At 43.6% G+C, this 26,216-nt stretch carries 27 protein-coding genes and 1 riboswitch; of the genes, 8 read left to right on the top strand and 19 right to left on the bottom strand.

Features of this window, described 5'->3' with window-relative positions; all coding sequences use genetic code 11:
- Positions 1–7 precede the first annotated feature (7 nt).
- The 5 genes from E0485_RS07095 to E0485_RS07075 all read right to left on the bottom strand — a co-directional run bounded on the left by E0485_RS07095 (position 8) and on the right by E0485_RS07075 (position 3,688).
- Positions 8–979 (bottom strand): ABC transporter ATP-binding protein, encoded by a 972-nt coding sequence (locus E0485_RS07095; protein ID WP_132417287.1) that lies wholly within the window; start codon positions 977–979, stop codon positions 8–10.
- 193 nt (positions 980–1,172) lie between these two features.
- Positions 1,173–1,535 (bottom strand): DUF423 domain-containing protein, encoded by a 363-nt coding sequence (locus E0485_RS07090; RefSeq protein ID WP_165921114.1) that lies wholly within the window; start codon positions 1,533–1,535, stop codon positions 1,173–1,175.
- Positions 1,536–1,610: 75 nt separating this feature from the next.
- Positions 1,611–2,267 (bottom strand): flagellar brake protein, encoded by a 657-nt coding sequence (locus tag E0485_RS07085; RefSeq protein ID WP_132417285.1) that lies wholly within the window; start codon positions 2,265–2,267, stop codon positions 1,611–1,613.
- A gap of 35 nt (positions 2,268–2,302) precedes the next feature.
- Complete coding sequence (locus E0485_RS07080) at positions 2,303–2,659, bottom strand: response regulator (protein ID WP_132417284.1); 357 nt, start codon at positions 2,657–2,659, stop codon at positions 2,303–2,305.
- 129 nt (positions 2,660–2,788) lie between these two features.
- Positions 2,789–3,688, bottom strand: coding sequence for a LysR family transcriptional regulator (locus E0485_RS07075; RefSeq protein ID WP_132417283.1), 900 nt, complete (start codon positions 3,686–3,688; stop codon positions 2,789–2,791).
- A gap of 163 nt (positions 3,689–3,851) precedes the next feature.
- On the opposite strand from E0485_RS07075, the gene E0485_RS07070 reads away from it, so the two are divergent.
- Positions 3,852–4,877, top strand: a complete 1,026-nt coding sequence (locus E0485_RS07070; RefSeq protein ID WP_132417282.1) for a YeiH family protein — start codon at positions 3,852–3,854, stop codon at positions 4,875–4,877.
- 31 nt (positions 4,878–4,908) lie between these two features.
- Positions 4,909–5,238 carry a DUF1904 family protein gene (locus E0485_RS07065; RefSeq protein ID WP_132417281.1) on the top strand — a complete coding sequence of 110 codons (330 nt, stop codon included), beginning with the start codon at positions 4,909–4,911 and terminating at the stop codon, positions 5,236–5,238.
- A 53-nt stretch (positions 5,239–5,291) separates the two neighbouring features.
- On the opposite strand, the gene E0485_RS07060 is transcribed toward E0485_RS07065, so the two are convergent.
- On the bottom strand, positions 5,292–6,719 hold the full coding sequence (locus tag E0485_RS07060) for an NAD(P)/FAD-dependent oxidoreductase (protein WP_132417280.1): 1,428 nt from the start codon (positions 6,717–6,719) through the stop codon (positions 5,292–5,294).
- Positions 6,720–6,772: 53 nt separating this feature from the next.
- Positions 6,773–6,872, bottom strand: a riboswitch (purine riboswitch).
- 260 nt (positions 6,873–7,132) lie between these two features.
- Here E0485_RS07060 and E0485_RS07055 point away from each other — a divergent pair.
- Complete coding sequence (locus tag E0485_RS07055; RefSeq protein ID WP_132417279.1) at positions 7,133–8,308, top strand: MalY/PatB family protein; 1,176 nt, start codon at positions 7,133–7,135, stop codon at positions 8,306–8,308.
- A 61-nt stretch (positions 8,309–8,369) separates the two neighbouring features.
- Here E0485_RS07055 and mscL read toward each other — a convergent pair whose 3' ends face one another.
- Positions 8,370–8,843, bottom strand: coding sequence for a large conductance mechanosensitive channel protein MscL (gene mscL, locus E0485_RS07050; protein WP_132417278.1), 474 nt, complete (start codon positions 8,841–8,843; stop codon positions 8,370–8,372).
- Positions 8,844–9,027: 184 nt separating this feature from the next.
- Between mscL and E0485_RS07045 the strand changes: the two genes are divergently transcribed.
- The gene (locus E0485_RS07045; protein ID WP_207910937.1) at positions 9,028–10,386 is read left to right on the top strand and encodes a YjiH family protein; all 1,359 of its coding nucleotides are present in this window, start codon (positions 9,028–9,030) and stop codon (positions 10,384–10,386) included.
- Here the strand turns inward: E0485_RS07045 and E0485_RS07040 are convergent.
- From E0485_RS07040 to E0485_RS06995, 11 genes are all read right to left on the bottom strand, one after another.
- Entirely contained in the window at positions 10,375–11,610 is a 1,236-nt protein-coding gene (locus E0485_RS07040) for an MFS transporter (protein WP_132417277.1), read from the bottom strand. The two genes, E0485_RS07045 and E0485_RS07040, sit on opposite strands and share 12 nt — an antisense overlap.
- A 144-nt stretch (positions 11,611–11,754) precedes the next feature.
- Entirely contained in the window at positions 11,755–12,378 is a 624-nt protein-coding gene (locus tag E0485_RS07035; RefSeq protein ID WP_328591279.1) for a TVP38/TMEM64 family protein, read from the bottom strand.
- A 111-nt stretch (positions 12,379–12,489) separates the two neighbouring features.
- On the bottom strand, positions 12,490–13,998 hold the full coding sequence (locus tag E0485_RS07030) for a response regulator (protein WP_132417275.1): 1,509 nt from the start codon (positions 13,996–13,998) through the stop codon (positions 12,490–12,492).
- 189 nt (positions 13,999–14,187) lie between these two features.
- On the bottom strand, positions 14,188–14,355 hold the full coding sequence (locus E0485_RS25040) for a hypothetical protein (RefSeq protein ID WP_165921102.1): 168 nt from the start codon (positions 14,353–14,355) through the stop codon (positions 14,188–14,190).
- A gap of 2 nt (positions 14,356–14,357) precedes the next feature.
- A complete protein-coding gene (locus E0485_RS07025; RefSeq protein WP_132417274.1) occupies positions 14,358–14,654 on the bottom strand; it encodes a ferredoxin family protein in 297 nt (98 codons plus the stop codon).
- Complete coding sequence (locus E0485_RS07020; RefSeq protein WP_235857451.1) at positions 14,654–15,949, bottom strand: FAD-dependent oxidoreductase; 1,296 nt, start codon at positions 15,947–15,949, stop codon at positions 14,654–14,656. The genes E0485_RS07025 and E0485_RS07020 overlap by 1 nt, the downstream gene beginning before the upstream one ends.
- Positions 15,942–16,964 carry an electron transfer flavoprotein subunit alpha/FixB family protein gene (locus E0485_RS07015; protein ID WP_132417272.1) on the bottom strand — a complete coding sequence of 341 codons (1,023 nt, stop codon included), beginning with the start codon at positions 16,962–16,964 and terminating at the stop codon, positions 15,942–15,944. Before E0485_RS07015 ends, E0485_RS07020 begins: the two co-directional genes overlap by 8 nt.
- Positions 16,965–17,795: an electron transfer flavoprotein subunit beta/FixA family protein gene (locus E0485_RS07010; RefSeq protein ID WP_132417271.1), complete on the bottom strand. Its 831-nt coding sequence runs from the start codon at positions 17,793–17,795 to the stop codon at positions 16,965–16,967.
- 329 nt (positions 17,796–18,124) lie between these two features.
- On the bottom strand, positions 18,125–18,457 hold the full coding sequence (locus tag E0485_RS07005; RefSeq protein WP_132417270.1) for a hypothetical protein: 333 nt from the start codon (positions 18,455–18,457) through the stop codon (positions 18,125–18,127).
- 517 nt (positions 18,458–18,974) lie between these two features.
- The gene (locus tag E0485_RS07000) at positions 18,975–19,280 is read right to left on the bottom strand and encodes a hypothetical protein (protein WP_132417269.1); all 306 of its coding nucleotides are present in this window, start codon (positions 19,278–19,280) and stop codon (positions 18,975–18,977) included.
- 105 nt (positions 19,281–19,385) lie between these two features.
- The gene (locus tag E0485_RS06995) at positions 19,386–20,969 is read right to left on the bottom strand and encodes a glycine betaine uptake BCCT transporter (RefSeq protein ID WP_132417268.1); all 1,584 of its coding nucleotides are present in this window, start codon (positions 20,967–20,969) and stop codon (positions 19,386–19,388) included.
- 224 nt (positions 20,970–21,193) lie between these two features.
- Here E0485_RS06995 and E0485_RS06990 point away from each other — a divergent pair, with 224 nt between their 5' ends.
- The 4 genes from E0485_RS06990 to E0485_RS06975 all read left to right on the top strand — a co-directional run bounded on the left by E0485_RS06990 (position 21,194) and on the right by E0485_RS06975 (position 25,275).
- On the top strand, positions 21,194–22,453 hold the full coding sequence (locus E0485_RS06990; protein WP_165921101.1) for an efflux RND transporter periplasmic adaptor subunit: 1,260 nt from the start codon (positions 21,194–21,196) through the stop codon (positions 22,451–22,453).
- Between the two features lie 2 nt (positions 22,454–22,455).
- A complete protein-coding gene (locus E0485_RS06985; RefSeq protein WP_132417266.1) occupies positions 22,456–23,157 on the top strand; it encodes an ABC transporter ATP-binding protein in 702 nt (233 codons plus the stop codon).
- Positions 23,154–24,329 carry an ABC transporter permease gene (locus E0485_RS06980; RefSeq protein WP_132417265.1) on the top strand — a complete coding sequence of 392 codons (1,176 nt, stop codon included), beginning with the start codon at positions 23,154–23,156 and terminating at the stop codon, positions 24,327–24,329. Before E0485_RS06985 ends, E0485_RS06980 begins: the two co-directional genes overlap by 4 nt.
- A gap of 85 nt (positions 24,330–24,414) precedes the next feature.
- Positions 24,415–25,275, top strand: a complete 861-nt coding sequence (locus E0485_RS06975) for an SMR family transporter (protein ID WP_132417264.1) — start codon at positions 24,415–24,417, stop codon at positions 25,273–25,275.
- 27 nt (positions 25,276–25,302) lie between these two features.
- On the opposite strand, the gene E0485_RS06970 is transcribed toward E0485_RS06975, so the two are convergent.
- Positions 25,303–26,169: a YitT family protein gene (locus E0485_RS06970; protein ID WP_132417263.1), complete on the bottom strand. Its 867-nt coding sequence runs from the start codon at positions 26,167–26,169 to the stop codon at positions 25,303–25,305.
- Positions 26,170–26,216: the final 47 nt, after the last annotated feature.

Genomic DNA, 26,216 nt, shown 5'->3' with positions numbered 1-26,216 from the left:
ATCCCCCCTATAAATCATGCAGCCAGCAGCGGCTTTGATGTCCTGCATCAAGCGTGACTAGCGCAGGCATTTCAGTATGACAACGATCCATAGCATGCTCACAACGAGGAGCAAAGCGACATCCCTCAGGCATAAACCGTGGATTCGGCACATTGCCGGGAATGGAATACAATTTATCTTGCGCGACATCCATACGGGGAACTGACTGAATCAAGCCTCTTGTATAAGGATGCTGAGGATTCTTGAGAATGGCTCTTGTCGAACCTTCTTCGACGATCTTGCCTGCATACATGACCACAATCCGATCACACATTTCGGCAACGACACCTAAATCATGCGTAATCATCATAATGGCAGTACCCAGATCACGGTTAAGCTGCTTCATCAAGTCAAGAATTTGGGCTTGAATCGTCACATCGAGCGCAGTTGTCGGTTCATCTGCAATAAGCAGCTCAGGATCGCATGCCATTGCCATAGCAATCATCACGCGTTGCCTCATTCCTCCTGAAAGCTGATGCGGATATTCATCAACAATTGCTTCAGGACGGGGAATCCCGACCTTGCGCAGCATTTCAATCGCGTGCAGCTTAGCCTCTTTCCGATTCAGACTGCGGTGCAAGCGGACTGTCTCACTAATTTGATTACCATTGGTAAACACAGGATTAAGCGAAGTCATCGGCTCCTGAAAAATCATCGCAATCTCATTGCCACGAATTTGCTGCATACGTTTCTCGGAGACATGCACCAGATCCTCACCCTTATATTGAATGGCACCGTTTACAATTCTACCTGGAGGACTCGGAACCAGTCGCATAACCGATAAGGACATCACACTTTTGCCACAGCCAGATTCACCCACAATTCCGAGCACTTCACCCTTGCGAATATAAATATCCACTCCGTCAACAGCAGGAACCCTTCCGCTATCTGTCTCAAAATGTGTCTGCAATCCTTTGATCTCTAGTAGAGGCTCAGCCATATGCATGCACTTCCTTAGTCGATAGATTTCGTATCGCTATATAATTTTTAATAAAAATACAACTATAGTACTTTTATCTAGTTTATGGCATATTCTACCAAAACGTCAACTAGAAAAACGACTGATAAGACAACAAAAGCTCCCGAAAATCTGCTCATGCAGTTTTCGAGAGCTTTACGTATTGGCGATAACCTTAGCTTCTTTTACTTTTGAATGCAGCCAAGAACACACATGCCCAGCCTGCAAGGAAAGAAACTCCACCAAATGGTGTAATGGCACCAAGAATTTTGACGCCTGTTATGCTAAGTGCATATAAACTGAACGAGAACAAAATAATACCGATCAGAATAAGCCAACCAGCCGCATTTACAAGACGATGATTCCCTAGACGATCCGCAACAAGCGCAATCGCGATCAAGCCAAGTGCATGTATCATATGATACTGAACACCTGTCTGATACACCGTCAACATCTCATCACTAATTACCCCTTTAAGTCCATGAGCACCAAACGCACCAAGCGCAACGGATAGGAGTGCATTGATGCTTCCTAGCATTAAAAACCGTCTAAACAATTCGTCCACCTCATATTCTTTGTCAAAAAACCCGCACTTCTGCGGGTCTGTTCCAGACTAATCACCAATCTTCTTGCGAATCTCAGCTTGCCGTTTCATGCAAAAAGACATAATTTCTTGGCGATACATTTCTCTAATTATCTTGAACTCTAATGCGTAACGGGTCCTTTTGGCGTCCATCTTGGTAATATTAACGACCTGCGCCTCAAAAATGCATCTCGTCGTTTTCTTCGCGCCTTCTATATCGATCTCAACGGTCAGCATGTCCCCCCGATGAAAAGGCGCTAAATTGAACAAATGGAACGATAACCCTCCAGCGCTAATATCATCTGTTACAACCTTGTATTCCTCTACCTCATCCTCATCAAGATTCAGAGTCTTCTTTAACGTCATTTCAAGTATTGCAGGCACACGAAAGAATTGTCTGCGCTGCACTTTCTTAATCTGTTCAGGAGTAGGGATTGGAAGCACAAATCGGTTATCGACGAAAGATAAGTTCGTTTCGTATACATAGCGGTTACTATGTTCATCAGATAAGAAAACGGATACCTCTTGTGACCTTACGGGAACAAGCGGGCCTTCTTGATTCGACGGATGCTGCAGCATCAGTTCTTGTTTGCCTATTTTCAATATAATCGTCTGATAGATAGAGCCATCGTTTACTACAATATCTAACAGTTGTTGATTCCACAGCTCTATAGGTCCAATTCTCATGTAATCTCCCGCCTTCGTTATCTCCAGAAGTCTATCTATAATGCTCGACTGATTGCGTTAATGACCATCTCCTTTTGAAAAGGCTTAACGATAAAATCCTTAGCACCAGCAAGTATCGCATCTAACACCATTTGCTTTTGTCCCATCGCCGAGCACATGATCACTTTGGCACTGGAGTCGAACTCTCTGATTTCTTTTAGTGCGCTAATTCCATCTTTCTCAGGCATTGTCATATCCATGGTTACTAAATCTGGCCGATGCAGCTTGTACAATTGTACAGCTTCGACTCCATTGGTTGCCTCAGCTACAATCTCATGATTGGCTGAAAATAGGAAATCACGCAGCAATAAACGCATATATGGAGCATCATCGACAATCATAATTTTAGCCATTTATATATTTAACTCCTTTATCGGCGCTTAATAAATAAATTGTGACTATATACCTATATGTCGGATAATTCAATTTTATAGATAATAGACTAGATTTTCAATGTTTGTTTTCAAAAATACAACAAAATACTAACTATCCCTATGCGACTTTATACGATCCCTGAATTTATCCATCGCTTTGGATGGAATCGCCTTGGTACTCTGCACAATCGATAATTGCCGTGTATATCTGCTGGACAAGGGCAGCATGGCAATTTCATTATAGCCCATGTGATGCAACAAATCCTTCTGCACAATGAATCGAGATAGCATCGCTATACCTAGCCCCTCAACAACAGCTTCCTTCACGCCTTGACTGCTGCTGAACATATACGAGCGCTTCACTCTGAGCGCATTCTGCTGGATCAATCGTTCCCAGTAAGCACGAGTCCCCGACCCTGGCTCACGCACAATCCATACTTGATCTTGCAACATGTCCGGAGTTACCAGCCTTTCTTTGCATAGCGCATGATCGCTTCGCGCAACGATCACCATCTCATCTTCCATAAAAGCATCGACTTGGAGCTCAACAGATGGACTGACCTCTCCCTCTACCAACCCGATATCCAGCTTGTTCGAGCGCACGCCATCTTGAATCTGAAGTGTGTTCGCAATCGTCACTTGAATATCAACGAACGCATACTGCTTGGCGAAATCAGCTAGAACTCGCGGCAAAATATACTCACCAATTGTATAGCTGGCACCTACATTGAGCGTACCCGTCACCACATTCTGCAACTCATTAATCTCCTGTTTAGCTTCCTCATATAAGGACAATATTTGCTTGGCACGCGAATAAAGCAGCTCCCCTGCTTGGGTGATCTGGACATGCTTGGGCGAGCGGTACAATAACTGAACACCAAATTCATGCTCCAGGTTGCGAATATGCTGACTAACTCCTGGTTGGGATAGATTCAATAATTCGGCTGCTCTTGAAAAATGCTGCTGCTCGACTACAGTTACAAATACTTTCATCGGATCAATAATCATCTAACTCTTACTCCCTAATATGTTATATATTCAATTTATCATAAGTTTTACTTATTATTGCAATCGTGTATTCATATTTCACTTCTGCCTTGCCACATCCTAAGATGAAACATGTAGAAACTTTCAACTTGTTCTTAAGTACATCATATCGGAGGATTAATTCATGCAAACTAATCGTAATAAATATTGGGGCTTCGCACTCGGCATTGGTATCACGCTTGCGATTGCAATCGCTGCTAAGTTTATAGCCAGTTTGCCTTTTTTCAGCATTATGGGGCAACTTGTCATCGCCATTCTAATCGGAATCATCGTCAGAGCATTGTTCGGAATGCCCGCTCAAGCTACGGCGGGTATTACGTTCTCGAATAAAAAGCTGCTCCGTATCGGTATCATCCTGCTTGGCATGCGGCTTAACTTGATGGACATCTATAATGCAGGATGGCGAGTATTTCTATTAGCTGCGCTAAGCATTGTATTTGCCTTCTTCATTGTTTACTTATTGACTAAGCTATTCAAGGTCGATAAGCGGCTTGGCGTACTTACCGCCTGCGGCACAGCGATCTGCGGAGCAGCAGCGATCGTAGCCATAGCACCGCAAATCAAAGCCAAGGATAATGAAACGACCATTGGCGTCGCAACTATTGCCATTCTAGGCACTCTGTTTACACTCGTTTACACTTTCCTGTATCCAGTGCTCGGATTATCGCCTGAAGCCTATGGTATTTTCTCAGGTTCAACGCTTCATGAAATCGCTCATGTGATTGCAGCAGCTGATCCTGGCGGCAAATCTGCCGTCGATCTCGCTGTCATCATTAAGCTTACTCGTGTAGCGCTGCTTATCCCCGTTACCATTCTTATCGGAATTTGGGCGAGTCGCTGGGAGCGTTCAGAAACGGAACATGAAAATCGCAAAAAGCCATCATTAGTTTCCATTATACCGTGGTTTATCTTCGGATTCTTGGCGATGGCCGCGATCAACTCACTTGGTATTTTCTCAGCTGCTTTTGCCAATCAGGTTGTGCTTCTCGCCTATATGCTGATGGCAATGGCAATGGCAGGTCTTGGTCTTAATGTCGATCTCGGCGCATTCAAGCGCATGGGCCTTAGCACCTTCACCGCTGGATTAATTGGTTCCGTTCTGTTAAGCATCTTTGGTTATGTTATGATCTATGTATTACAGCTTGCGTAATAAGCTGTACTATCGTCTAGGAGGAAATAACATGCCACAATTATTAATTCGAGGGATTAAGCCAGAGGATGTTTGTGAAATCAGTAAACCATTAGTTGAAGAACTCGCGGAAATATGCGAATGCGAGACAGATAATTTTATGTTGGAATGCTTGCACACAACATCAATCTTCGATGGCAAGGTAGTTGAAACTTTCCCGTTCATTGAAGTTGTTTGGTTCGAGCGCGGACAAGCTGTTAGGGATCAATTTGCCGAAGCGGTCACCAAACATGTTCGAGCACTGGACATCCCAGAGGTCGAAGTAGCATTCCGTGTATTCCGTGAAGACAGCTATTACATAAATGGCGTGTGCTGTCTGTAAGCAAATAAAGACGGACTGAGAACTCTCTACTAGTGAATTCTCAGTCCGATAATTTACTTGGCTATGATGTTCCTTGCGATCCAAACCCCCGCTGCACCTGCTTGTGCAAGTCCACGAGTAATTCCCGCTCCATCTCCTCCGCAATACAAGCCGTGAATTTCGGTCTCGAACTGTTCGTTCAGCTTTGGACGAGCAGAATAGAACTTGGCTTCAACACCGTAGAACAATGTATGTTCGGAGGCAAGCCCTGGTGTTACCTTATCGAGTGCTTCGACCATTTCAATCAAGCTTTTCATCGTATTATACGGCAGTACAAGCCCAAGATCTCCTGGAACGGCTTCCTTCAAGGTCGGTTCAAGGAACCCTTCCTGAATACGTCCTACTGTTGAACGTCTTCCCTTTATAATATCTCCATACTTCTGAACAATGACCCCGCCGCTGGATAAATCATTGGCACGCTTGCAAATTTCACGAGCATATTCATTTGGCTTATCGAATGGCTCCGTAAACTTATGCGATACGAGTAAAGCAAAGTTCGTGTTTGACGAACCAAGTGCAGGATCTTTATAGGAATGACCATTTGCCGCCATAATCCCGCTGTGATTCTCTACAACAACATGCCCCGATGGATTGCTGCAGAATGTACGTACACGTGTACCAACAGATGTGTTGAAAATAAACTTGCCCTCATACAAATGCTCATTGATTTCCCGCATCACGATATCGGATGTTTCAACACGTACACCCACATCAACCTGATTATTGTACATCTTCAGCTTCTTACGGCGAAGCACATCCGCCAGCCATGCCGAACCATCCCGTCCTGGAACAATAACAACGTTATCCGAATAAATTTCTTGCCCATTCTTGAGTACGATCCCCTGAACACGTGACCCTTCAGTATCCGAGACAGTCAGAATATCATCGACTTCTGTCTTAAACTGCATATCAATCCGATCTTTCAAATATTCAAAAATGGATTTCAAAATTTCCAGGTTCTGTTCCGTCCCCAGATGTCTAACCTGCGCACGAAGCAGCTTCAGTCCAGACGCATAGGCTTGCTGCTCAATTCCTCTGATCGCTTCTGTCGTTGGATCTGTAATTGACTCAGTTGCCCCATGCTGCAAGTTAATCTGATCGACATATTGAATAAGTTCGAGCACCTTCGAAGGGCTTAAATAATCCGTCATCCAGCCACCAAACTCTGTAGTGATATTAAACTTACCATCACTATAAGCTCCCGCTCCACCAAATCCATTCGTAATCGAGCACGCGGGGTAACAGCCTGCATATTCTTTCTTGCCTGCTGCTGGCGGACACATCTTGATTTTCTCTTCCAGAATTGGACAACGTCTACGGTAAATATCAAAGCCTTTATCCACTAACAATACTTTGGACTGCGGAGATTTGAGTGTTAACTCATAGCATGCAAAAATACCTGCAGGTCCCGCTCCAACCACAATCGCATCATATCGATTCATTCCTATTGCCCCCTAAGCTGAAAAAATGCAAAAAAATCCTGCCTACAAATGGGTATAGCTTAACCCCATTTCGTAGACAGGAATTTACGGCTCCTGGTAGAAACCCTTAACCCATATCATTAAGGATATACGAACCAAATAATTTCTATTCTGTTTACATTCCTGATCTTATAGCAAAATACCGATTAAGTCAACACTTTTTATAATTAATGTTCGTATTTAGGCTAATTAATATACTATAAATCTAGTTACACTTACATTTTTATATTAAAATCCGAATATTGATCTAACGTGATGTACACTACATTACTTTCTAATCAGTTGTCAAATCACCTAGTTGATGTAAAATTGAATTAGATTGAGCTGAAGCTATGGATTCCAGCTAATGAAATAAAGATGGGGGTAAGAAGCAAATGAACTTTAATTTTGATGAAATCGTGGATCGTTCGAATACGTTCGCAACCAAAACGGACGCTAAACAAATGAATCGGATTCCTGAAGAGGCTATTCCGATGTGGGTTGCAGATATGGATTTTCGCGTAGCGCCTGTAATTTCAGACGCCGTGATTCAGAGAGCGGCACATACGATCTACGGATACAGCCTTAAACCCGAAAGCTACAATAATGCCATTGTAAACTGGATGCAGCGCAGACATAACTGGACGATTAAACCGAACTGGATTGTGAGCGTGCCAGGTGTAGTGCCTGCCTTGCATTATGCAGTGCGAGCTTTGCTCAAGGCTGGAGATAAAGTTATCGTGCAGCAGCCTGTCTATCCTCCATTCATGGATGTTGTCAGGACGAATGGTTATCAATTGCTGAATAACTCGCTCCGACTTGAGAATGGTCAATACACAATTGATTTTGAGGATTTTGAACAGAAGGCGCAGGATCCGCGCACGAAGCTGTTCATTCTATGCAGCCCGCATAATCCTGCAGGTCGCGTATGGAGCCAAGAAGAATTGATGAAGCTGGCGGATATTTGCTTACGTCACGATGTGCTCATCCTTTCAGATGAAATCCATCATGATCTCGTGTTACCAGGACATAAGCATATCCCTACCGCATCGCTATCACCTGAGATATCCAAGATTACAATTACATGCACAGCGCCTAGCAAAACATTTAACATTGCAGGGATGCAATCTGCTAATGTCATCATCGAAGACGCAAAGCTTCGCCGTGAATTTACACTGGAAGTCAGCAAATCAGGCTACCATGATCCGAATCCGTTCGCGATTGTCGCAACTGAAGCTGGATACACGCAGGGCGACGAATGGCTGGATCAGCTCATCCAATATATTGATGGGAACAAAAAGCTTGTGATGGATTTTATTCGTGAGAAGCTGCCTATGCTAGAAGTGATTGATTCACAGGCAACATACTTATTGTGGATTGATTTTAGCAAGCTTGGACTCAGCAGCAAGGAGCTGGATCGTTTCATGCGCCATGATGCGCTCCTGTGGTTAAATTCGGGGTATGTATTCGGTGAGGAAGGCTCTACGTACCAACGGATGAATATTGGCTGTTCCAGACTCGTCGTACAAGAAGCACTGACAAGACTAGAACAAGCCATTCAATCACGTTAACAGTAGCAAGAAGAAACGCGCCGTCCTTAAAGGAGGCGCGTTTCTATATCACTTATTAAACTTAATTCGCACTTGAACCTTTTGTTGAAACTGCCACTAATTCAGATGTGCAATATTTGCAACGAGTGGCTTTAAGAGGCACTTCGGATAGGCATTTGGGACATTCCTTCGTTGTAACAGGCTTCGGCTCTTCGGCTGGAGCTTGTTTCTTTTTGAAGCGATTCAATTGTTTCAACACGAAGAAAATCGTAAAGGCTACGATCAAGAAATCGAGCATATTAGAAATAAATATTCCATATTTAAACATAGGCGCACTCGCTTCAACTGCTTTATCAAATGATTCATATGTCTTTCCATCTAACGGAATATACAAGCTACTAAAATCCATTTTCCCAAGTAAAAGTCCGATAAGCGGCATAATTAAATCGTTCACAATCGAAGTAATAACCTTACCGAAAGCCCCCCCGATAATGACCCCGACCGCTAGGTCTATCATATTGCCTTTAAAGGCAAAATCTTTAAATTCTTTAAACATAATCTAACTTCTCCTTTACAAAAAATACTTTAAAAACTAGTATTCCCATCATACTTGAATTCTAATAAAGGCACAAATTCAATATTTTACTAGAGTTTAGGTGTTGGTTTTTGGAGCATTTCATATTACAATAAAGTCTGCTTGCATAAATATGCATCCAAGAACATACACAGGAGATTTATATATGAATGCAACTAAGACAAAAAGACACAATTCCTTTTATCTCATGTTATTTATCATTCCTTCCTTATTCGGTATCTTATTATTCATGACACCGATCAAATGGGATGGTCAAGTTACGATTCCTATTGCTCTTTTATCCAAATCGGTTCAATCTTATTTGAGTGAGTCTATTCCTTATATTATGACTGTCCTCATCACAATAGCTGCACTCGGAAGTATTTTTTATAAACTATGGAAGCCAGCCTTCCTATCAAAGAATCGGTATATTCATTCATTACTAGACGTTGCGCCAGTATGGGTTGCCGCCCGAGTGATGGGGTCAATTTTTGCATACTGCGTGTTATTCCAGCTTGGACCTGAATGGATCTGGTCATCAAATACAGGCGGAATGCTTCTCTTCGAGCTATTGCCCGTGTTATTTGCCGTCTTCCTATTTGCTGGATTATTTCTGCCATTGCTACTCAACTTCGGGTTACTAGAGTTCTGTGGTGCGATAACGACCAAAATTATGCGTCCTTTATTTAAATTGCCTGGTCGCTCTTCCATCGATTGCATGACCTCTTGGCTTGGAGATGGAACAGTAGGCGTCCTGCTAACGAACAAGCAATATGAAGAAGGCTTTTATACGAAGCGCGAAGCTGCTGTTATTGGAACAACATTCTCTGCCGTTTCTATTACATTCAGCCTGGTCGTCCTCTCAACTGTCAATCTTGCGCATATGTTCGTGCCGTTCTACCTAACCGTTCTATTCTCTGGCATCATTGCGGCAATCATAATGCCAAGAATTCCGCCGTTATCTCGCAAGTCTGATCAGTATTATGTACCTAACAATGAAGCAGTTTCAGAAGTAATTCCTAAGAACCAAAATTCATTCCAATGGGGATTAAGTCAAGCTGTTAAGCGCGCAGAGAAAAGCGCCGACGCTAAGTCTCTTATCCAAGAGGGTATGCACAACGTGCTCGATTTATGGATAGGTGTGGCACCAATCGTAATGGCAGTGGGGACATTAGCATTAATCATTGCCGAAACGACACCTATATTCCAATGGCTTGGCATCCCGTTCGTTCCATTGCTGGAGCTCATGCATGTTCCTGAAGCAGCAGCCGCATCGCAAACGCTTGTCATCGGCTTCGCCGATATGTTCCTGCCCACTGTGCTGGCAAGCTCTATCGAAAGCGAATTAACCCGCTTCGTAATCGCTTGTGTATCCGTTACACAGCTCATCTATTTGTCTGAGGTAGGCGGGCTGCTGTTAGGCTCCAAGATCCCTGTATCGTTCAAGGATTTAGCATATATTTTCATTCTGCGTACACTAATTACATTGCCGATTATCGTGCTAATTGCACATTTATTGTTTTAATGTATGACTAGAAGGCGGTTGCTCCTTGCGACTGCCTTCTCTTATATTCAAGGAAAGAATTACACAAGCCAGTAGAAGTATGAGCATGAGATACACGGCATTGATCCATGTATCGCTCTCTCCCTTCACTAGCTGCATAGCCAGAATGACTAGCACACCACCGAGATTGCCTGTCAGCATCATAAGACCCGTTGCTTCACCCGCATGCTTTTCACCTGCCAGTTTCTCTGTGTATGAAAGCAGCAGAGCATAACCTGGCAAGAACACGAATCCGAGCAGCCCGCTAATAATCAGCAAAATCGTAAAGTCCTGTAAGGTACATAGCAAATACACAAACCCCACACCAAGCAAGCAGCTAACCCATAAAAACGGTTTAATTGTCCCGAGCTTATCTGAAATGCCTGGAATAATGCAAGCCCCAACAATCCCGCCTAGAATGAGCATACCTCCGATTAATCCCGCATTCTCTGCATCAATTCCATTCGGTTTTAAGATTGGCTCTAACCAAGAAGTTAATCCATTAAAAAAGCCCAATGCCAGCAAAGCGATCGTCGAGGTTAACAGCAGTTGCCGGTTCCGGAGCAAAGGAACATAATCCCGCCAGCTTACATTAGAGACCGTCTGACTAGTCTGCTGATTACTCGGATTCGGATACGCAACTAGCAAGTACAAGCATGTGGATAAAGCCGTAATGGCTGCAAATACAACCATGGTCCACTGCAAACCGATAGAATCGGCTAATATCGGCGTCCCTGCGAGCGCTAGCGCCATTCCGACGAACATACCAACAGTTCCAATACCTGTCGCTGCCCCCTGCTGCTTCTCGCCGAACCAATCTACAACGAGCTTCGAGATTCCATTGATCACATAGGGCTGCCCAATGGCAATCCCAATCTGCCCGATTAGCAGAAAGCTGTAATCGAAATCGAGAATTCGTACACACGCAAACACCGTCATGATTATCCCACCAAGCCCAATACCATATCGATAACCTCGGCGATCAATCAGAATGCCTGCATGAATTGACAATAAGACATAAATCAAGGGGAATACAATTAATAGCCAATTAATATCCGCTTCTGTAACCTGATATCGAGCTTCCAGCATGCTGATGAGGGGCGCAAAATTAAGCCAAAGCATCTGACTAACACCTGCTAAAATCGTAAAGCTAATTAATACAGACCAGCGGTTCGTAAAGCGACGTTGCATCGTGGAACGGTTCAATTGAATACCCCCTGATTCCCATTATGGTTAATTGTGACAATATTTCGACGTTTCGCAATATTATCCTTTTTTTACCACAAAAAGAAATACAAAAAAGAAACCCTTCTTAACGAAGAAGAGTTTCTCGTATCATTGGTTATTGGATTATACCGATCTGGAAGTTGATTCCTCCCCCGCAATAGACGCCGGCTTCGTGATCCATGCTTCAACCTTTCGGCAGACATACCATGAGATTAGCGCAAAAATAAGGACGTACAGCAGCTTAAGCGGTGATTCAATAAATTGCTTAATATCATAACCGATAAAAGAGACCATAAACACCATGATCGCTTTACCAAATATAATGGCAATCATAAACGATCTGAACGGCATCAATACCAAAGCAGCAGCCAAATTAATGACGGCAAACGGTCCTACAGGAAAAATGCTAAGTATGAACACATAATTAAACGCGTTCTTCCGCATCCACTCCATCCGCTTTTGCACCTTAGGCTTCTGAGCCCAGCGTTGGATCATACGATGAGTGCTTATTTTACGAACAATTAAATACACCGTCATACATCCGCTAACGATCCCGATCAAGGAATAGAGAAAGCCTAACCATAGACCATATGCAGCCGCATTCGCACCAACAATTACAATGGTCGGCAATGGCGGTACAAAGGACTTGAGAAAGGTAATGAAGATACCTGGCAGTGGCCCGAATGAGCGGTACTGATCCAGTATCAGTTGAATATTCTCTTCGGTAAAAAGAGATTTTATATCCATTAAATCCATCCTTGGAACTAACCCCCGCATAAATTCATTTCGATTGCTATTTACTAGTGCTATTATAGCAGGAAATTAGGGAATATACAGACGTAGCTTGTGACCAATCTATTATTTCTCCTTGAGGGTCCGTTTCAAATTTTTACGATAGGCTGTTGAAGAGCAGCCCTCGAACTCCGTCATCGATCTGCCTAATTGCCTTGTGCTTGTGAATCCAACTTGCTCGGCAATTTGTTGCAAGGACAGTTTATCAGAGCTTGGATCAGCGAATAGGAGCTTGGCTTTATTAACACGTAATTTGGACAAATACTTAACGAAGCTAAGACCTGTCACTTGGATGAATCTCGCATTTAAATAATGCGCAGTTGTTCGAAATTGCTTGGCATATTCACTTAATGCCAAGATGCTATTGCTATAGTCTTGTTCAATCATTTCGATGACTTGCTCTACCATGCGTTCACCGCTATCTTTCAGCCCATGATGGGGCAGTAGCGTTTCCCCATGCTTATAGAGCTGCTCCACCCATTGTGCTGCTGAAGGATCAACCTGCAAACGTAAGGCGTAAGCGGTAAATTTCATGATGTTAAGCATCGTATCTTGTGGAAATTCATTTAGCCCATGACGGATAACAAAGCTTTGCAATTGATCCACAAGATTCATAAATGCCATATAATTTTTATGCTGATAACTATTACTTAGATCAACCATGATCTGACCGAGCATGAAGTACAATTCCGATCCATGAGGATCTAATTGTGACAGAGTCCATGATCGCCCCATCCCTTTCGTTACACGCATGGCAGCGCAATGTTCAGCCACTGCTAGCTGCTCCTGCAGTTTCTCCAGTGATGGACATACATCGGTCATCACAAAAGTAGCTGCTGCCTGCTCATGATGGAAAGCTAGCAGCTTAGCTTCTGCTATCGAAGCGAGCTCGTTTACAATAGCTTCATGTGGCAATGGGCCCGATAACCACGTGCCTACTAGCACTAGATCCCCTTCAGAAACCTCAACAAGTGATGTTTGTATCGCTGCCAGCTCAACCTTATTCATCTGCAGAACCAGTTCTTCAATTAGACTGTTCTTTACCGCGCGATGATCCATTTCATTCAAATAACTGTCAATAAATGGACGAATGCCCCAAAATGCCATTTGATTATCTGAATGATGCTCTAATGATTGCTCATGGGTGCTTACTAATGCATCTACCCACGTATCTTCATTGTGTTTATCGAAATGCAGCCCCTGTTTCTCCGCACAATCCTGTGCGCGCAAGAGCGCTGCTTCTAATTCTTGAACGCTGGGCGGTTTGAGCAAAAAGTCGGATGCCCCGCATTTGACAGAATCATGCGCTGGTTCATAATCCGCATAACCGCTCAGGATAATCCATTTGGTTAATGGTGATAATTCTTTGCCTGCTTCCATTATGGCTAGCCCATTCTGTACTGCAATCTGATAGTCATGCAGTACAATGTCTGGCTTATATTCTTGTAATAGTTGTAGCAACTGTTGTTCATTCTCAGCTTCGCCGCATATTTCAAATGGGTGAGCCATTTCTTGAATCATGCTGACCAGACGTATTCTAGCTGAGCTCTCATCATCAGCAATTAGAATTCTCATCCTTACACTTCTTTTCTGACTAATTTATGAAGTAACTTCTATTTGTAAAAAGCACTGTTCGCTTATTCCCCAAAGGGAAAAGCATAGCACCAGAAACCGCTGATTTCAAGTCTTTTTCCAAAACTTCTTAAATACACAAAAAAGGACAGCCCGTAAGCTGCCCTTAACACAATAAATATTCATTAACGATTAAGCACCATTCAGATTGACAGATTCGTCCCTGATGAGCAGCTCATGCTTTTCCCAACTGACAAAATGATCATCCCAAACGACATGGCAGCGATCTTGATCAACCTCTATCACCGTTCCAACGCTACCGTCCAATGTGTATATGACAAAATCGCCAATTTGAAACATGCTTACCCCAATCTAAAGATGATCCCATGACCACCCTTTGGGTATTCCCACTTAATGTTCTGATGCGGGCAGCCAATTCGACAGCTTCCACATTCATGACATCCCTCATACCCTACATGCATGCGAATTTCTTCCCATTTATACACCTCAGCAGGGCAGAAAATTGTACATATCTTATCTGGACATTTGGTAGCGCATATATCTGCATCGAGTACATGCAAGTGGGAATTCGTATCCGCTTTAAAGCGAACTAAGTATTGCTTCTCTTCAATCGTCTGGCCTTTGGGTTGATCACTCATTATTTCATCACCCTCCAAGCGCGATATAAATCGCGAGCAATTCTGAACTTCTCACCCGCAGTTCCGATCTCGCGCCAGATTTTGCGCTGCTTCTCCCGCTTAGGCGTACCGTCTACGGTAAACATTTGGCTAGCTGCCTTATTGAGCATTGGAATGTATTTATTAAAATAATGAGGGAATTTCTCAAAGTGATGTGTCGTATCCTTATATTTCTTCAGATCAGAACCCACAAAGCTATTCATTAAATTCACGCGATAGCTGTCCAGCATTTGTTCGGAGAAGTTACCTGCCTGCATCGCAGACAGAATCGTCTCAGCCGCCAGCACGCCAGAAGTCATCGCCAGGTTCGAGCCCTCCCGATGAATCGCATTCACCATCTGTGCTGCGTCACCTACAACGAGAACGCCGTCTCCCACGATTTTACCCATCGAATGAAAGCCGCCTTCAGGAATCAGGTGCGCTAAGTATTCCTGCTGCTCGCTGCCTTGAATATATTTGCGAAGCATCGGATGCTGTTTCACATAATCAAGAAGCTCATAGGGCTTGATTTTATGCTGAATCAGTCCAGATAGCATCGCGCCTACGCCAATATTTAAGCTATCCTTATTCGTATATAGCCAAGCGGTTCCAAGAATCCCCTTGGTCGAGTCCCCGAATATTTCGAATGTACAGCCTTGATTGCCCTCGAGATTAAACCTGTCTTCGATAATTGTCCGATCAAGCTTCAAGACCTCCATCACGGAAAGAGCAGCTTCATCCGGACGCAGTTCCTTACGGAATCCTAATGACTTAGCAAGCAGCGAGTTAACGCCATCCGCAAGAACGACGACATCCGCATATACATCGCCATCTGGCCGATCGGTCCTGACCCCTATCACGCGCCCATTCTCTACTATACATTCGAGTACAACTGTTTCATTAAGTAATAAGGCACCTTGCTGGACTGCCTTATCCGCAAACCATTGGTCAAACTTGGCACGTAGGACGGTAAAATTGTTAAACGGCTCCTGATCCCATTCCAATCCCTTATAGCTGAAGGTAGCCGCCGATTCCTTATCCAGCATCATATAACGCTGCTCAACAATTTGGCGCTCTACTGGCGCCTCCTTATAGAAGTCAGGGATAATATCCTCCAGCATTTTACGATATAAGACGCCGCCCATTACGTTCTTGGAGCCCGGATATTCGCCTCTTTCAATAAGAAGAACGTTCGCTCCGCCCTTTGCTAGCGTATATACGCATGAAGTTCCCGCAGGTCCAGCTCCAACGACGATCACATCAAATTTTTCAGCCATATTGCACCTCTCCATGTAAGGCTTTCTCAAAAGCTTCCATCAGCATGGGAACAATCTCGAACGCATCTCCCACAATTCCGTAATGGCAGGATTGGAAAATCGGAGCTTCTGGATCTTTATTAATAGCAATAATTAAGCCTGAATTTTGCATGCCAACAATATGTTGTATCGCGCCTGATATACCTATAGCAAAATAAATTTTGGGGAGTACCGTCACGCCCGTCTGACCGACCTGATGATCGTGCTCGATCCAGCCTGCCTCCACAACGTCACGACTGGCGCCAACCATCGCCCCAATCTTGCCTGCGAACTCATGGATCAGATCGAAGCCCTTCTGGCTTCCTAGGCCTTTGCCACCTGCGACAATGATGTCAGCTTCATCGAGCCTAATCTTAGGGGTTGCTACACGTACGATCTCCAGCACCTTGGTACGAAGATCGGATTCCTGCAACGCAACGCTTTCTTCAATGATTTCGCCGACTCGCGATTTATCAGGAGCCAGCGACTTCATCACCTTGGAACGAACGGTTGCCATTTGGGGACGATGGTTCTTGCAGAGAATCGTCGCCATAATGTTACCGCCAAAGGCAGGACGGCTAGCTTCAAGCAATCCATTCTCCTCATTCACATCAAGAATCGTACTGTCCGCTGTAAGTCCGGTTGCCAAATCCGTTGCCACCGCACTCGCCAAATCTTTGCCCGTTGAAGTCGCGCCATAAAGAATAACTTCTGGTTTATGTTTCTCCGAGCATTCAATAATCGCCCGCATATAAGTTTCCGTTCGATAGTCTTTGAAAATAAGATCATCATATAAGTACACGATATTCGCGCCATATTGTATAACCTTCGATGCAAGAGGCTGAACGCCATGACCGACAAGTACGCCTGCTAATGGAACACCGCGCTTGTCTGCAAGCCTGCGTCCTGCTCCGAGAAGTTCGAGTGACACAGATGCAATCACGCCTTCGTTCTGCTCGATAAACACCCACACACCACGATAATCGTCCATGTTCATTTATTTTGCAGCCTCCTTCACATCGAACAACTCTTTCTTCTCGAGTAGAATCGACAGCAAGCGATCAACTTGCTCCTTAGAAGTGCCCTGCAGCATCTCTCCGCCTTTAGGCTTCTCTGGTGCCCATACTTTAGCAACAATCGTCGGAGAACCTTTCAGCCCTAGTAGACTGCGATCGATATCCTCCAAATCATTAGCAGACCAGATGACAGGTTGATAGCGAGCAGCCTTCAGCATGTTAGGCAAAGAAGAGTAAGGAATTTCGTTAATATCCTTCTCTACGGATAAAAGACAAGGAAGTGAGGAGCGCAGCACCTGATGCCCATCCTCCAGCTTGCGATGAATCGTTATGTAGCCTTCTTCTTTATTAATCTCTACGACTTTATTGACGCTCGTAAGCGGCGGAATATCGAGCCTTCTTGCGATTCCAGGTCCAACCTGGCCCGTGTCGCCGTCGATGGTCATTTTGCCGCATATCACCAGATCAATCGGTTTAATTCTTGCAATCTTATGCAGAGCCATCGTGAGCGAATAGCTGGTAGCCAGCGTATCTGCACCTGCAAAGAAACGGTCTGTTATCAAATAACCTTCATCAGCACCTATCTCTACACATTTCTTAATTGCTTTCACAGCAGGAGGCGGACCCATCGTAAGTACAGAGACTGTCCCCCCATAACGATTCTTTAGACGAACGGCTTCTTCTACAGCATGTGCGTCATACGGATTCAGAATAGCGGGTGCGCTGGAACGATCCATTGTGTTTGTTTTGGGATTCATCTTGATGATCTTCGTATCAGGCACCTGTTTAATACAGGCAACAATATGAAGCATTTAGCATCCTCCTAAAAGTTTTGATTTAACAAGAGCGACAGCTCGAAGAGCAAAACTAAATCGGAATAGACCCTATACCCCCTGTCCAAAAATTACATAATGGTCTGTCAATCATCGAATGGATTTGAGTGAAAGTTGGTGAATGTGAGATGTCACTTAACCGGAATGTTAGTGAAAATAGAATGTTGATAGAGGAAGAAATAGCTGAAAATATAGCCACAAGAGGTATTATATGACATTGATCATACCATTAACGACTATGCGGTGTATAGCCGTATCACCAAAAAGAGGGCAATCAGCCCTCTCTTCTCCACACTAATTTCGCGTATTCATTTAATGATTTCGAATTTTCCAATTAGTGGGAGTGGCTTCATTTGGCCATTAGCAGCATTTAGAATGCCAAGAAGAATGAGTACAAGAACGAATAGATTGCCAAAAGGCACAATGATGAACCACCCTATAAGCGGAATAATCGTACCTATAATGTTCACCGCTAAGCATGTTAGAAATACCAAGAAACCTTGATTGGCATGATACATAGCGAATTTCGAATCTCTTGCAGTAAGCAGCGGCAGAAAAAATATGATATAAGCTAGGATGGCAATTGCTTTATTCTGCTGAAAATCCTCCTGCTGTCCTGGATTCGGAACATGATGGCTCATTTTCGATTGATCACCCAACCTCACTCATAGTAAAACCCTTCTACATCATATGTAGAAGGGTTGCCTGTTAGAACTTATTTCAGGATTATTGATATTTATGCCGTTCGTACTCTGCCAGCGCCCTACAACTGCGCTACCGAGCGCGATGCGGCAACTTTGGGGGCTTTTTCGGTAATTATTTTCCCTTTTTAGGAAATTCATTACCGTTCGTACTCTGCCATCGCCCTCCAGCTACACTACCGAATGGGATGCGGCAACTTTGGGTGTTTTTTCGGTAATTATTTTCCCTTTTTAGGTAATTGTTTACCGTTCGCACCCTGCCCACGCCCTCCAACTGCGCTACCGAGCGCGATGCGGCAACTTTGGGTGCTTTTTCGGTAATTATTTTCCCTTATTAGGTAATTGTTTACCGTTCGTACTCTGCCCACGCCCTACAACTGCGCTACCGAGTGGGATGCGGCATCTTTGGGTGATTTTTTATTTAATTTTATGACTTTAGGTCTTGGGGAACAAATGATCACAAAGGTCTGTTATTGGTTGGCAAGAAATTCCGAATCAGCGCATCTCTTTCTCTATCAGGTACTTCTCTGTCATCCCGACCTTCAATATCCAGCTTCTTGATCTGAATCTTTAAACTTTCTCCAGATGCAGACTTAAACGTTCTGGTTCCACTTGGATCAGGAACTACCGAATAACCCATACCATTAAACATTCCGATAAACTGTTCTGTTGTAGGCGCAGTACCTTTAGTAAAATCAACTAATCCCCGAAGCTGCTTCGTTTGACCGTTACGATTAATTTCAAAATGTACAATACATTCCATGACGAATGTCTCACATCCTTTCTGAGTTTAGTTGATCTTACATTATACCAGTTCACAAGAGATAATTCATTGCGTTACATCACATACAAGCATGCCTTTCAATGCTTATGGCGCTTCATCCTTAAGCACACCTTGATTGATGGCATCCGTAACGGTACTCATTTCCTCCTGCAGGTCATATAACAGACCCTCTAATTTCTTGCGTTTCTTCTTCTCCTTCCGTCGATATTCACGTTCTTCTTCTTTAAATGCTTTCATTAGCGACAGAACCATAAATAACAGGATCACAGCTAGCGGCAGTGCAGACACAATCGACGCGGTCTGCAAAGCTTCAAGCCCTCCGCTTAAAAGCAATACAACCGCAATCAGCGCTTGAAAAATACCCCATACGAGACGAATTAGAATGCGAGGATTCTGATCGCCTTTGGAAGACATGATGCCAAGAACGAAGGTTGCGGAGTCTGCAGAAGTAATAAAGAAAATCATAATCAGCAATATCGCAACTACAGACAGAATGGTTCCCGCAGGCAGTTGCTCAAGTGTAACGAATAAGGCTGCCGTCAAATCTTTTTGAACAATTTCGGCAATCGGATAGTGATCGAACATTTCGAACCTGAGTGCGGTTGAACCGAATATGGAAAACCAAATAAACCCAAATCCGCTTGGCACAAGCATTGCACCTAGTATAAACTCCTTGATCGTTCTGCCCCTCGAAACTCTGGCAATAAACGAGCCAACAAAGGGAGACCAAGCAATCCACCAAGCCCAATAAAACAAGGTCCATTTGGCTGTCCATGAATTTTCGGTGAAAGGTGTTAGATGAAGGCTCGTTTGGATAATATTCTGCAAATAACCACCTAAGGTGTTCGTAAAATTATCAAAAATAAAAGAAGTAGGTCCTAAAAACAGAATAAAAAGCATGAGTCCTACCGCAATAAGAAGATTAATATTACTCAGGAGTTGAATCCCTTTATCGAGCCCAGTAATCGCCGAAATCAGAAAGGCAACCGTCAAGAATGCAATAATAATCATCTGAATCCCGGTATTCTGCGGAATCCCGAATACATGCCCAAGTCCCCCCTCAATCTGCATCACGCCTAGACCTAGAGAAGTTGCCACACCAAATACAGTTGCGATAATCGCTAGAACATCGATTGTTTTGCCAATCCAACCATTTACCCGCTCCCCAATAAGCGGATAGAACGTCCAACTAATCAACCCTTTATACCCTTTGCGAAAAGTAAAATATGCGATTCCAAGCGATATTAATGTATAGATCGCCCATGGGTGAAGTCCCCAGTGAAAGAAAGAATAGCGCATCGCTTCCCGCGCTGCCTCTGGCGTGTAACCAGCTCCACTCGGTGGATTTATGTAATGGCTGATCGGCTCAGACACGCCCCAGAATACGAGGCCAATTCCCATCCCGGCACTAAACAACATAGCAAACCACGATAGATTGGAATATTCGGGATCATCATCATCCGAGCCAAGCGTTATATGGGCATATTTGCTGAATGCTAGATACACACAAAAGGTTAGAACGATCAGTGTTGTAATTAAATAAAACCACCCAAACTTCACTGTGATCACGGACAAAGCCTGATTAGCTGCTGTCTCAAAATTCTGAGGCGCCACTAGCCCCCATGTAACGAATAGTAAAATAATTATTACAGATATACCAAAAACCATGCCATTCATCTCCCTATGCCGACTGATTATTCCCGTTTAGTGTGATGACGTGATGGATGAAATATACATTCTTAGTGAAACAAGAAGAAACGTTTTCACCGTCCTTCGTAAATTTAACAAACATTTATTACGCTTTAATGCAATTTTAATTTTTGGTTGGAACCAATCTCGTATAGTTAGGTTAATGTCATCTTTTATACAGTAGAAAGGAGAAAATGCAGGAGATGAATGAATTTAAACCTAAGAAGACCAAGTGGATCATTCTTGCGTGCAGCATCATCGTACTGGTCGGTGTAGGTGGGTATATCTACATAAAATCCACAGCTAAACAAACGGTTATGATGACTACAAGTACGGTCCAATCGAAGCAAAGCGATATAAAGATTACGATTTCTGGTTCAGGTGCTACAGCAGCAGCAGAACATGAAAGCGTCAAAGGCGGCGATGGAGGAAAAATTGCGGAGCTGCTTGTACAGAAGGGTTCGATTGTAAAGAAGGGGCAACCACTTGTTACTTTCGAGGGCAAAGATGTCAAAGATCAAATCTATCAAGAGGAATTATCCTTACAAAAGAAAGTAATTGACCTAGACGATGCCAAAGACAAGCTTAAATCGAATGAAGACATGAACAAAATCGATGATCTCAAGAACAATATTCGCAAGCTTCAACTCGATATTGATTTATCCAACAGCAAAATCTCGTCATATAAAAAAGACCAGCAAGCTCCAGACCCTATTGTCTCTCCAATTGATGGCGAAATAACTGTCGTTAACAACAAAGTAGGCGATCAGATAAATGGAAGCGCTGTAATTTGTGAAATCGTCAACTACAACAAACTGCAACTGGACATTCAAGTCGATGAAATGGATATTTTGAAAGTCAAAACCGGACAAACTACTGAAGTTACAGTCGATGCGTTACCTAAAGAAAAATTCCAAGGAGAGGTCATTGATATCGCCAAGGAAGGCGAATCGAAGAATGGTGTATCCCTCTATTCCGTAACGCTTCAAATAAACGATCCGGGCGAGATTAAAGCAGGCATGTCTGCACGTGCGGAAATTATAGTTGAAAATAAGACCAATGTCGTCGTTGTGCCGATTGAAGCGGTGCAGCAAAGACAAGGTAAAAGCTTCGTGCTAGTCGATGATGGTACATCGAAGCAAGAACCAGCTAGCACATCCGCAGCGCGTCAAACTACTGGCACTCAAACTCCTGCCATTCAAACTCCTGGTACGATGCGTGAAGTGACCATCGGCATTCAGAATGAAACTTACGCTGAAATCGTCAGTGGCTTAAAGGCTGGTGAGAATGTCATTATTCCAAACGCAGCTGCTACAACAGGCAATGCGAATACGAGAAGACAGAACGGACAAATGCCTGTGAACGGTATCCAAATGGACACTAGGCAAGGTGTCAGCGGCGGTGGCGGTTTTTCCCCGGGCGGTGGCGGCACTCAGAATGGCAATGCGGGAAATAGGAGGTAGTCATGAATTCAGACAAACCTCTTATTGAAATCAACAACCTGATCAAAACTTATCGAATGGCAGGAGAAGCCGTTCCTGTCCTCAAGGATATTTCCTTTACGATCCATCAAGGGGAATTCGTCGCGATTATCGGTCCGTCTGGATCTGGTAAATCAACTTTAATGAATATGCTCGGCTGCTTGGATATCCCAAGCAGTGGTAGCTATTTACTCGATGGTCAAGAAATCAGCCAAATGACCGATAATCAGCAGGCTTATATTCGAAATCAGAAAATCGGATTTATTTTTCAAAGCTTCAATCTATTAAACAAGCTGTCAGCGCTAGAGAATGTAGAACTTCCGCTTATTTATCGGAATATTTCCATGAAGAGCAGACGGGCTTTAGCTACAGAAGCTCTCATCAATGTCGGGCTTGGTGAACGGCTGCACCATAAGCCAAATCAATTGTCAGGCGGACAACAGCAGCGTGTGGCGATTGCGCGTGCATTAGCGGGCAATCCCCCTATTCTACTCGCAGATGAACCGACTGGGGCGCTAGATACCCAGACGGGTAAAGAAATTCTTCAAATGCTGCATGAACTTAATGAAAAGGGACATACGATCATCATTATCACACATGATCCTGCGATTGCGAATCAGGCTAGGCGTTGCATTCGAATTCAGGATGGCGAAATAACGGAAGATCAGGAGGTCGTTCACTCATGATTTTCACGCAAGCCATCAAAATGGCATGGAAAAGCATTGTCAGCAACAAGCTCCGATCTTTTTTAACGATTCTAGGTATTATCATCGGTGTATTCTCGGTTATTACATTGGTATCTCTAGGGCAAGGGCTCGGCAGTAACATCAATAATGAAATCAACAAGCTGGGAACGAATTCTCTTGTTGTAAACATCACAGGAAGAGGTGTTCGAGCCTCATTAACGCTAGATGAGACGATGGCGTATCAACAAATGCCTAACATCACTGCCGTATCCCCTGTTATCAGAGGATCAGTTAAAGCTAAGAATGGGACAAAGAATAAAGAAGTAAACCTGGAAGGTATCGTCCCTGACTATGAGGTGGTTCAGAACTTCCATGTTCAAGAAGGCAGGTTCATCGTTCAAGCCGATGTCGATCGGCTGCAGAAGGTTGCCCTGATAGGCTCGAGTACAGCTAAGGAACTATTCGGTCTGATTAGCCCTGTTGGAGAGAATATCATTATTAATGGCGTTCAGTACAAAGTCGTTGGATTATTGGAAACCAAAGGTAGCAGCCTCGCAGGCTCGAATGACGACAAAATTCTGATTCCGATCACGACAGCCGAACGGCTATTAACGAACCCAGGTGTCAAAACCTTCACGGTTCAAGTGAATGATCGGGAGAATGTGTCTAGTGTAAGCGATCAATTATCACGTGATTTAAAAAAGAGATTTGCGACAGATAATAGTGATGGATTTACGATTTTTAATCAACAAGATGCGCTTGATTCCAGCGCCTCCATCATGACCATGATCTCCGCTGCTCTTGGTGGAATTGCAGGTATTTCCCTGTTAGTCGGCGGCATCGGAATTATGAATATCATGCTCGTATCTGTCACGGAAAGAACGCGTGAGATCGGCATTCGCAAAGCCGTCGGTGCGCGCAAAAGAGATATTCTATTGCAGTTCCTGATAGAATCCGTTCTACTCAGCGCATCAGGCGGGATCATCGGGATTGGAATTGGAATCGGGGCTACCTTCCTCCTATCCGGCATACTTGGCTTTACAGCCTCAGTCTCATGGGGCATCGTTATACTTGCCTTCTCCTTCTCGCTATTCATCGGCGTATGCTTCGGTATTTTCCCTGCCAACAAAGCAGCGAAGCTCAAGCCAATCGATGCTTTGCGGGTTGATTAGATGATGCTAGCAAGTCATTGACGAAATCCTAATGTATGAATTAACATGTGTATCATTGATCAACTGCTCGAGAAGAGATGATACCATGTTTATTGCAGCCCTTATACTCGTTTTATTATCAGGTTCTATGCATGCTGTATGGAACCTCATGACTAAAAAAAGCCTAAACAAGACTGTATTCCTCTGGTCCATTCATATTGTCGCTGGAATCATTCTCTTTCCAAGCTTCATTTATGAATTGACCCAGATCGGGCTTACAGCTACCTTGTTAGGCTTTCTTGCTTTATCTTTCTGCTTTCAAGCAGGCTATCTGGTGTTCCTATCTAAAACATATTCATATGGAGAAATGTCTCAGGTATATCCACTCATGCGTGGTATCGGCGCCTTGCTTGTTCCCATTGCGAGTACATTCGTTTACCAAGAAAGTCTATCTCTTATGGGTTGGTTCGGGCTTACACTTATCATTGTCGGTTTATTCTTCATCAGTGATATCCACCGAGGAACGAAGAATCAATCAACCAATTCTCGTAAAAAGCTCGCCATCTTGTTCGCTGTACTCGTCGGCTGCTGCATAACAGGATATACGTTAGTGGACAAGCACCTAGTTGGACATTTCTCACCGTTTGCCATTATCGAGATATCCAATATAAGTTATATTGTAATATCAACGCGCTATGTATTACGTTCAAAGAAGCTTAAACAAGAATGGCAGCGCAACTGGCGCACGATTCTGGTGGGCTCCTTCTTCTCCCCAGGCTCATACATCTTATTCCTATTCGCCATGAGCCTTGCACCCCTTGCATCCATCGCGCCTATACGCGAGGTAGGAACCGTGTTCGGAACCCTTCTTGGGGTGCTGATCCTTAAGGAGTCTCATGGTGCTAGAAGAATTGCATTTTCGGCCGTCATTACATGCGGTATTATTACGATAGCATTATGGCGATAGAACCCGTGTGGTTCTGTCGCTTTTTTATTAATGGATATTGCTCTTCTGAAAATTACCGCCAAGCACATCGGATACATGTTCGATCGCGATGAATGCTCTAGGATCAATTTCCTGCACGATCGATCTAAGCTTGGCTAATTCGAGACGAGTTACAACACAATAGATCATTTGGGTATCTTCTTTCTTATACCCGCCTTTCGCATAAATAAACGTTGTGCTGCGACCCAAACGATCCATAATTGCTTCAGCAACTTCTTCATATTCATGTGTAATGATTGTAACTGATTTCGATTCATCCAAACCTTCCACTACAATATCAATCATTTTGTAGGCTGTATAATAGGCTAAGATCGAATACATCGCCGAATCCCATCCAAATACGAAACCAGCTGCAATAAAAATAAACACGTTAATAATCATAATGATTTGGCCAACTGGCATTCTTACCTTATTTGACACAAGAATCGCCACGATTTCCGTTCCATCAAGAGAACCGCCAAATCGAATAACTAACCCCACACCTATACCAAGAATGAGTCCGCCAAATAATACAACTAAGAGCTTTTCACCTGTAAAAGCAAGAACGGGATGTAGAAAATACGTCGTGATTGACATGACGCCAATACCATAAAGGGAAGAGATAGCAAACGTTTTGCCAATTTGTTTAAGTCCTAAGAGCAAAAATGGGGCATTAAGAATAAAGAGAAAGACGCCGAGCGGCAATGAGGTTAATTTGGCTAAAATAATCGAGACACCTGCGATACCGCCATCAATAAACGTATTGGGTACTAAAAATAGCTCTAACGCTACACCCATCATGATTGCACCAATGGTAATAAACACAAACTTTTTGATAAAATCCAATCTGCTAAGTTTCCTATGTTGTCGAGCCATCCATCTACCTCCATAAGTAAGTTTTATATTTGATACTATTAACTATA

The organism is Paenibacillus albiflavus (assembly GCF_004344915.1).
Taxonomy (GTDB): domain Bacteria; phylum Bacillota; class Bacilli; order Paenibacillales; family NBRC-103111; genus Paenibacillus_AM; species Paenibacillus_AM albiflavus.
This window is presented reverse-complemented; position numbering and strand designations above follow the sequence as displayed.

Bases quoted from the DNA above. Each gene is read 5' to 3' on its own strand.
- E0485_RS07095 (WP_132417287.1), bottom strand. From the start codon at position 979: ATGGCTGAGCCTCTACTAGAGATCAAAGGATTGCAGACACATTTTGAG.
- E0485_RS07090 (WP_165921114.1), bottom strand. From the start codon at position 1,535: ATGCTAGGAAGCATCAATGCACTCCTATCCGTTGCGCTTGGTGCGTTT.
- E0485_RS07085 (WP_132417285.1), bottom strand. From the start codon at position 2,267: ATGAGAATTGGACCTATAGAGCTGTGGAATCAACAACTGTTAGATATT.
- E0485_RS07080 (WP_132417284.1), bottom strand. From the start codon at position 2,659: ATGGCTAAAATTATGATTGTCGATGATGCTCCATATATGCGTTTATTG.
- E0485_RS07075 (WP_132417283.1), bottom strand. From the start codon at position 3,688: ATGATTATTGATCCGATGAAAGTATTTGTAACTGTAGTCGAGCAGCAG.
- E0485_RS07070 (WP_132417282.1), top strand. From the start codon at position 3,852: ATGCAAACTAATCGTAATAAATATTGGGGCTTCGCACTCGGCATTGGT.
- E0485_RS07065 (WP_132417281.1), top strand. From the start codon at position 4,909: ATGCCACAATTATTAATTCGAGGGATTAAGCCAGAGGATGTTTGTGAA.
- E0485_RS07060 (WP_132417280.1), bottom strand. From the start codon at position 6,719: ATGAATCGATATGATGCGATTGTGGTTGGAGCGGGACCTGCAGGTATT.
- E0485_RS07055 (WP_132417279.1), top strand. From the start codon at position 7,133: ATGAACTTTAATTTTGATGAAATCGTGGATCGTTCGAATACGTTCGCA.
- mscL (WP_132417278.1), bottom strand. From the start codon at position 8,843: ATGTTTAAAGAATTTAAAGATTTTGCCTTTAAAGGCAATATGATAGAC.
- E0485_RS07045 (WP_207910937.1), top strand. From the start codon at position 9,028: ATGAATGCAACTAAGACAAAAAGACACAATTCCTTTTATCTCATGTTA.
- E0485_RS07035 (WP_328591279.1), bottom strand. From the start codon at position 12,378: ATGGATATAAAATCTCTTTTTACCGAAGAGAATATTCAACTGATACTG.
- E0485_RS07030 (WP_132417275.1), bottom strand. From the start codon at position 13,998: ATGAGAATTCTAATTGCTGATGATGAGAGCTCAGCTAGAATACGTCTG.
- E0485_RS25040 (WP_165921102.1), bottom strand. From the start codon at position 14,355: ATGTTTCAAATTGGCGATTTTGTCATATACACATTGGACGGTAGCGTT.
- E0485_RS07025 (WP_132417274.1), bottom strand. From the start codon at position 14,654: ATGAGTGATCAACCCAAAGGCCAGACGATTGAAGAGAAGCAATACTTA.
- E0485_RS07020 (WP_235857451.1), bottom strand. From the start codon at position 15,949: ATGGCTGAAAAATTTGATGTGATCGTCGTTGGAGCTGGACCTGCGGGA.
- E0485_RS07015 (WP_132417272.1), bottom strand. From the start codon at position 16,964: ATGAACATGGACGATTATCGTGGTGTGTGGGTGTTTATCGAGCAGAAC.
- E0485_RS07010 (WP_132417271.1), bottom strand. From the start codon at position 17,795: ATGCTTCATATTGTTGCCTGTATTAAACAGGTGCCTGATACGAAGATC.
- E0485_RS07005 (WP_132417270.1), bottom strand. From the start codon at position 18,457: ATGAGCCATCATGTTCCGAATCCAGGACAGCAGGAGGATTTTCAGCAG.
- E0485_RS07000 (WP_132417269.1), bottom strand. From the start codon at position 19,280: ATGGAATGTATTGTACATTTTGAAATTAATCGTAACGGTCAAACGAAG.
- E0485_RS06995 (WP_132417268.1), bottom strand. From the start codon at position 20,969: ATGGTTTTTGGTATATCTGTAATAATTATTTTACTATTCGTTACATGG.
- E0485_RS06990 (WP_165921101.1), top strand. From the start codon at position 21,194: ATGAATGAATTTAAACCTAAGAAGACCAAGTGGATCATTCTTGCGTGC.
- E0485_RS06985 (WP_132417266.1), top strand. From the start codon at position 22,456: ATGAATTCAGACAAACCTCTTATTGAAATCAACAACCTGATCAAAACT.
- E0485_RS06980 (WP_132417265.1), top strand. From the start codon at position 23,154: ATGATTTTCACGCAAGCCATCAAAATGGCATGGAAAAGCATTGTCAGC.
- E0485_RS06975 (WP_132417264.1), top strand. From the start codon at position 24,415: ATGTTTATTGCAGCCCTTATACTCGTTTTATTATCAGGTTCTATGCAT.
- E0485_RS06970 (WP_132417263.1), bottom strand. From the start codon at position 26,169: ATGGCTCGACAACATAGGAAACTTAGCAGATTGGATTTTATCAAAAAG.